5 protein-coding genes are annotated in these 7,379 nt (G+C 41.2%); 3 read left to right on the top strand and 2 right to left on the bottom strand.

The window, feature by feature from the left end:
- Both B9J87_RS09235 and B9J87_RS09230 read left to right on the top strand, forming a co-directional pair.
- On the top strand, positions 1–721 hold a 721-nt coding region (locus B9J87_RS09235), incomplete at its 5' end, for a DMT family transporter (protein ID WP_254918124.1).
- Between the two features lie 349 nt (positions 722–1,070).
- Positions 1,071–2,771, top strand: a complete 1,701-nt coding sequence (locus B9J87_RS09230) for a methyl-accepting chemotaxis protein (protein ID WP_094150403.1) — start codon at positions 1,071–1,073, stop codon at positions 2,769–2,771.
- Positions 2,772–2,838: 67 nt separating this feature from the next.
- Here the strand turns inward: B9J87_RS09230 and B9J87_RS09225 are convergent, their stop codons facing one another.
- A complete protein-coding gene (locus tag B9J87_RS09225) occupies positions 2,839–3,669 on the bottom strand; it encodes a TerC family protein (protein ID WP_017050009.1) in 831 nt (276 codons plus the stop codon).
- Between the two features lie 266 nt (positions 3,670–3,935).
- The gene (locus B9J87_RS09220; protein WP_094150401.1) at positions 3,936–4,658 is read right to left on the bottom strand and encodes a ParB-like protein; all 723 of its coding nucleotides are present in this window, start codon (positions 4,656–4,658) and stop codon (positions 3,936–3,938) included.
- A gap of 521 nt (positions 4,659–5,179) precedes the next feature.
- Here B9J87_RS09220 and B9J87_RS09215 point away from each other — a divergent pair.
- The coding region (locus tag B9J87_RS09215; protein ID WP_094150399.1) for a sigma-54-dependent transcriptional regulator at positions 5,180–7,379 on the top strand (2,200 nt) is incomplete at its 3' end.

Genomic DNA, 7,379 nt, shown 5'->3' with positions numbered 1-7,379 from the left:
TATTTATCCTTTATGGTTAAAGCAGTCCAAGCAAAAGCGAAAACTGTATAGCGCTAAACTCAATCTATTTAGGGCACATCTAATTATAATAGGCAGTGGTTGCATGGTAATTGCAATCACTCACTTAACTTTAGCTACGGCTAATGCGATTTTTCATGCTGCGCCACTAATGATGCTTCCATTATCGATTTTACTTCTCCAAGAGAAACTAACGATTAAGAGCAGTGTATTATCTCTTATAGGGTTTTCAGGAGTGATTGTGGTTTTAAGACCATCAGAATTTGAATTGGCGGTAGTCTTCGCCCTTGTTACTACATTTACAATTGCCTTGTTCAACCTTACCGCGAAAAAATTACCAACGGAGCAAACTGTTGTCAGCACGCTTTTTTGGACATCATTACTTTCACTACCGATCTCTGGCTGCCTAGCTATATTCCATTGGGTGCCTCTTTCGACCACGAATCTGCTGTTCATTTTGGCAAGTGCAACTTTGGTTCTTACTTACAACGGATTAGTTGTTGCTTCGTATCAACGAGCACCTGCTAATTCTATTGCCCTAGCAGAGAACTCAGGACTGGTATTTGTCACCTTATTTGGTGTTACTTTATTCAATGAAGTGCCAGACTTTTTTACCATATTAGGGATATTGATGATCATACTACCTTTATTACCTTGGAAAATGTTGTTACAAGTAAATCGGTTGAATCAACCGTCCGAATAAACCCAAAAGGCATAGGCGAAAGTGAATTAGAAAATATATTGATGACATCTACCATGAATATAAACCCAACCAATGAAGAGCTGGTAATTGCTCGTGAATGTGTAGAGCGCATCTAACGCCGTAGACCTTGTTCCCTATCTTAAAGCCTGAACCCAAGCGTTCGGGCTTTTGTCTTTAACACACTGACTGATAAGTAAAAGCAGAGTTTTCTACTCGCTTGAACAGATATGACCTCTAGTTACTTAGTATTAGAAATAGTGTGTTTTAGGTTTTACTCAACTATCTTTAACAGCATAACAATATTCATATAAACGAATGGCTTTAATGGTTGTGTTTGGAGAGCGCATTTATGCAGTGGATTAAAGACTTATCGATTACCCAAAAAATGATTTCGCTCATTACGCTAATGCTGTGCCTAATTGTTGGTGTTGCAAGCTTTAGCGCTTTAAAAATGAATCGTATTGCGCTCGAAATTGAAGAAATCGCGGATGAAAGTATTCCTTTAATCCGGTTGACGTCGGATATCACCATCAAACAGTTGGAAAGCTCTATCGTGTTAGAAAAGGCTTTTCGACTGGCTAAAATCCCTGTCGAAGGCAACTCACAAGCGCTGAAAGACCTTACTCAGAAGACAGAAAACATCGCAAAAGTGTTGGAGTCTGAATTGACACAAGCGAAGCAAATACTCAGTGATGCAAAGAAGCATCGTCAAGCGAAGGGTGTTGATCAAGAGAGTCAAAACCGATACCAAACATTTGAAGCGTTAGAAAGTCATTACTATCAGTATGAGGTGGCTTTATTTGAGTTGCTCAAGCGCTTAAATAGTAATGAGCCAGTAGAACAACTTGCGCCACAAGTGCTCGTGCTAGAAAAAATGCAAGAGGCATTTAATACCGAAATTGAACATTTTCTACGCGATTTAGAGCAAAAAACAGCAACCTCTATTCTCATTACTGAGGATGAAGAACACAGAGCATTGCAAGGCACAATAACATTAGCTGTCGTTTCGATAATTCTTGGCCTTGTGATGGGGGCGTTACTCAGCCGTCAAATTGTTCGCTCTGTGCTAAAAGTGAGAAATATAGCGGCGAAAATGGCAAATGGTCATTTTGATCAGCACATTGTGCCAGAGTCAAAAGATGAGATCGGCCAGTTGACGCAAAGTATGAATACCATGGCGGACTCGTTGAGTAAAACCGTTGGTGAGGTGATTCAAAGAGCAAACAGCATTGCAGGGCTGGTGACGGAATTAAATGTGTTGGCAGAGAATAACCGTAAAGCGATGCTTGTACAGCAAGAGAGCACTCAGCAAGTTGCGGCTGCAATGGAGCAAATGGCATCAACGATTACAGAAGTGGCGAGTAATGCTGAAGGTGCTGCAGAGTCGACTTCTCGTGCAGATAACAGCGTTAAAGCGGCTTGTGAGACGACGGATGTGACACAAAAAATCTCCCATCAATTGGTGATTAACGCGGCTAACTCACAAAAAATGATCTTAGAGTTACAAGACAGCACACATAAAATTCAGAATTTCGTTTCAGTGGTTGATTCGATTTCAGAGCAAACCAATTTGTTGGCACTCAACGCTGCAATTGAAGCGGCAAGGGCGGGTGAACAAGGAAGAGGATTTGCGGTTGTGGCTGATGAAGTGCGCGCTTTGGCTTCTCGCAGCCAAGAAGCGACTCATGAAATCAGCAGTTTGATCCAAGTGTTGGTGAATAAAGCTCAAATTGCTGCAAAATCGATAGAAGATAATGACCAGCAGATCAGCGAATCATCAACACTCGTCGATAGTGCAAAAGCTCAGCTCTATTCGATAGCGGGAGCGTTAGACGAACTGATGCAATCGAACTTGCAAGTCGCCTCCGCCAGCGAGCAACAAGCCGTGAGTGCTGAAGAAGTCAGCCAAAATTTGTTGGGTATTCGTGATTCAGGCGACAAAGTATTAGTGAGCACAGAAGAAACCGCTAACGCTAGTAATGATTTATCACAGCAAGCCAATGATTTAAAAGCGTTAATGAGCCAATTTAGTGTGCGTAAATTAGCTTAACGTCAATAGTATTAGGATAGAAGAAAGGGCGACGTTGCTGTTCGCCCCTCTGATATTAATTATCTCTTCAATGTGCTGAGGACTTTGACCTTAGCAAAGGCATGGGTCTTTTTAACGAATATGGTTTCGACGTATGTAGCTTTGACGTAGACGTATATAGCTTTAACGGACGTAACTGCTTAATCTGGATTGCTTGTTTCTTCGCCCATTGAATATGACAAATCTCCATTGCCAAACCAAACGCCATCGCAAAATAGACGTAGCCTTTATTGATGTGCAGCTCAACACCTTCCGCGATTAACAAACCGCCCAGCATCATTAAAAACAGTAATGCCAGCGTTTTAAAACCCGGATAACGGGTGACTAAGGCGTTAATGCGCGCTGCGGTTAATATCATGATCACCGCAGACGCTAAAATGGCCGCGACCATGATAGGAATGTCGTTAGTTAGACCCACCGCAGTGATTACAGAATCCATGGAAAATACCGCGTCAACCGCGACAATTTGCAGTAATACGACCGCAAGGCCAGCACTTACTGTCGTCGTATGTGAATGCTCATCAGGCATCAGCCAGTTCCACAACTCTTTTGCTGCTTTGAATAACAGAAAAGCACCGCCGAAGATGAGGATAAAATCTCGTCCAGATAATTCGTTGCTAAACCAAACGACTATCGGTGCAGTTAACGACATCAGCCAACTGATAGAAAAAACCAAACCAATCCGAGCGGTAACCGCTAACAAAATGCCTAAGTTACGCGCAAGCGGCCGCTGCTGAACGGGGAGCCGTTCACATAAGACGGAAATGAACACTACATTATCAACGCCAAGAACCACTTCTAAAGCAAGCAGTGTGGCAAATATTGCCCAAGTTTCGGGTAGTAGGAAGAGTTCTAACATGTGGCCTCCTTAAGTAAGGGGGCACGGTAAAGGGGGGAATCAGTAAATATTGGTCGCCTGAAGGGGTCGTCCATTGTCAATAAAAGCCTCTGTTGCTAAGGAAGCGACAGTAAATCATTGACTGAACCACAAGACAAGAGGGCGATTTGTAACAAAATACATATTCATCTTATCGAACAACGCCCTGCGAGCTATTTGTTCGCTCGCAGGCTAATTGTATCTTCAAAATGATGAGTCTTATTTAAATCTCGCTTTGCGATAGAATCTTAGTTTGTCGTGTTGATGAGGTGGCGCATAGTTGAACACTGCTCTCCGGGGTAACCAGGCAGAGCCTTAGCGGCTGAGCTACATGCCAGTTGTGCAGCTTGTTCGAGTCGTTCTGGGAGCGTACTCGCATTGACTGGCACCCAATTCATTTGCTCCCCAAGCCAGCTAGCCCAAGCAAACTCAACAAAATAAACCTGTTCATGCTTGCTGTAATAACCGGCATCTTGTAGTTCACCTGCCAAAGAGCGGTAGGGGTAGTCGGGTAGCTTACTTATGTGTGCAGGTAATTGATCGGGAGTTAGCGGGGCTCCTTTTTCATCGCGCAGCCATGTCCAGTGGTTGCCTTGCATGTCTTGCCAAAAGCTCTCCTTGTTGTCGAGGTGAGCAAGGATGTGGACGGTCACCTCTTTCACACCTTGCTGCCAAAGCGCCTTAGTCAGATGATGTCGGTCAACCAACCAATACTGGCCATCAGCATCTACGATTACCGGAATCTTTTTCTTTTTCATGTACTTCTTAAGTTGTGCTGGGCTTTTTGTCGCCAGTTTGGCTTGTGTTTTATCAACTTGTTGTTGACCAACCCCGGCCTGAGTGGGGTGTAGCTGATTAATATCTAGGTTGCACCAGTCCCCTATGCCACTGTCTGTCCCGCAAGGAGCGAGTGCCCATGCTCCTTGACTGATGATTGCGGCGGCAAGCAATATCCATCCTTTGCTCAACATATTATTCCTTTTGAATGATGACGGTACCAAGGCAATCAAATGCATTGTTGATTATTCAATATGTAAAAGTGAAAGCTTAGCCTTCACCGACCCTCTGCCTTGCATTGTAGGAGTTTGAAGCCTAACGGTACAGAAAACATCGATAAGGTGTTGGAGAATTTATCAGTCGGTATATAGTTTAATAAAAATCATAGGGTTACAGTGAGGGTGTAAAGTTATAACTTTGAATGAATGCATTAACGTTTATCATTTTGAGTGTGTTTCAGAGTGGAGTGATTAGTGAGCCGTCAACACACTTTTGCCCCATTCCAAGTTACGTCTAGTTGATTCATTATTTCACTGAGCAATAATTTGACATACTTTAGGTCATACTAGAAGTGGTTACTATACTAGTGGCTATTCACTATCAAGTTGTTAACTTACTAGCTTGAAAAACGCCGATTGTTAGCAGCTATATAGATATTGTTCTACACCGAATTGTTGTATTATTTCCGTAACCTACGTTAAATGTTAGATCAATAATGAAGCGAATAGATTCTATTTTCCAATACTTAGTCAATAACAATCACAAACTAGGCATGACAACTCGCGATATAGCAGAAGAGTTGAGTCTTGATCGTGCGAATGTCAGTGGTGATTTAAATAAGCTATGTCAAGAAGGTAAGGTAATAAAATCTGGAATTCGCCCTGTTTATTATCGTGCAGTAACAGAGCAGCGCACAGAGCCTAGTGAAGAGTCTACGGCTTTAGATCAGATCCAAACGATGTGCCCTAGTCTTTATGGTGCAGCAGAGCAAGCAAAAGCGGCCATTCTATACCCGCCCAATGGTATGCATATTATGCTACAAGGAGAAACGGGAACGGGTAAATCGATGTTTGCTAGCTTAGTTCATCAGAGTGCAATGCAGCTCAATTGCCTGTCCAATGATGCACCATTTATAATATTCAACTGTGCAGAATATTCAAATAACCCCCAGTTACTTGTTTCACAGTTATTCGGTTGTAAAAAAGGTGCTTATACAGGTGCTGACAGTGATCGACCAGGGCTAATTGATGTTGCTGATGGTGGGATACTATTTTTAGATGAAGTGCACCGGCTACCTCCAGAGGGACAGGAGATGTTATTCACTTTCATCGATACAGGGCTTTATCGGCGGTTAGGAGAAGCAGATACAAAACGCAAATCTAAAGTTCTGATTCTCTGCGCAACGACCGAAAATCCTGAGTCAGAACTGCTAAACACCTTCGTAAGACGTATACCCATGCGAATCACGCTTCCACCATTACGTGAACGCAGTATTGAAGAAAGATTAAACCTAATTACTAGTTTTATTTCTAAAGAATCAGCACGGTTACAGAGACCGATTAAAGTTTCAATCAATGCCGTTCGATCGTTACTTGGCTATGATTGCCCATCAAATATTGGTCAATTAGAAGGTGATATTCGAATACTTTGTGCCAAATCTTATGCTGACTTTGTCACTGGTCGCCAGTCCGAGTTGCAAATATCCAGCTATAGCTTGCCAGAAAATATAAAATCTGGACTAAATTTATATACGGAACACAGGCAGATATGGACACACTTAAACTGTATTGATCAACGGTATTACCTCTTCACAGAGGATAATCTTTCTAATGTGTCTGATTTTGCTATGGGTAAAACAGAAAGCATCTATGACCTTATCGATAAAAGGGTAAATCAGTTAAAACAAATTGGTAGTACAGAAGAACAGTTAGATAAAATAGTTTCAAGTGATATAAATAATTATCTCGGTCATTGTATCGAGGTTGCTCAGTCTGATCATAGTAATAAAAATCTGGAGAAATTAGCTGGTGAAACAACTATTGCTCTAGTTGAAGATATATCGGCTTTGTGTCAATCACAGTTAGGCAACGTACTACCGGATAGTATTAAATATGCTATGGTACTTCACATCGCAAATTTGCTGGTTAGGTTACGTAATAATAAAAAAATAAATAACCCAAAACTTAAAGAAATTAAGGAACAGTATCCAAGTCAATTTAAAGTAGCTAATCAATGCTTATCTATCATTAATTCAACATTTGATGTGCACACTCCTAATGATGAAGCTGGTTTCCTGACTATGTTTATAGCAGCGGGAAATGAAAAGCTAAACTTATCCTCAAATCAAGTGAAAGTGATTGTTGTTCATCATGGTGAGTCTACTGCTACTTCCATTGCAGCTACCTGTAATCAGTTACTTGGTGGAACTTACTGTACTGGGTTCAATATGGCTCTTAGTGATTCACCATCCAGTACTTATACGAAAATCGTTGATTTTTTGAAGAAATCACCAGCCTGTGATGTTCTTTTACTTGTGGATATGGGGTCACTAATGAATTTTGGTGCTGATATTGAAAAAGAGCTGAACATAAAAACAAAAACAATTTCAATGACCAGTGCACCTCATGTATTAGCTGCTTGTGGTAAGGCTATGCTTGGATATCCTCTAGACTTTATCTATGACGAAACCCTTCAAGTGACCATTGATAATATTGCAATGTTGCGAAATACAAAGACTGATGAGGAAGATAATTTGCTGTCTTTTAAAGAATCGCATAACCTTAAACTGACTATCATTACTATTTGTACAACAGGTGAAGGATCTGCAATTTATCTAAAAAAATTCTTAGAACGAAGTCTTGCTGACTATTCTGAAAATATTAATATAATCCCAATTAATTTGGTCGGAGAAGAAA

Source organism: Vibrio sp. V19_P1S1T109 (assembly GCF_002241375.1).
Lineage (GTDB): Bacteria > Pseudomonadota > Gammaproteobacteria > Enterobacterales > Vibrionaceae > Vibrio > Vibrio anguillarum.
Note: the sequence above shows the minus strand (reverse complement) of the source record. Positions and strands in the feature narration are given on the sequence as shown.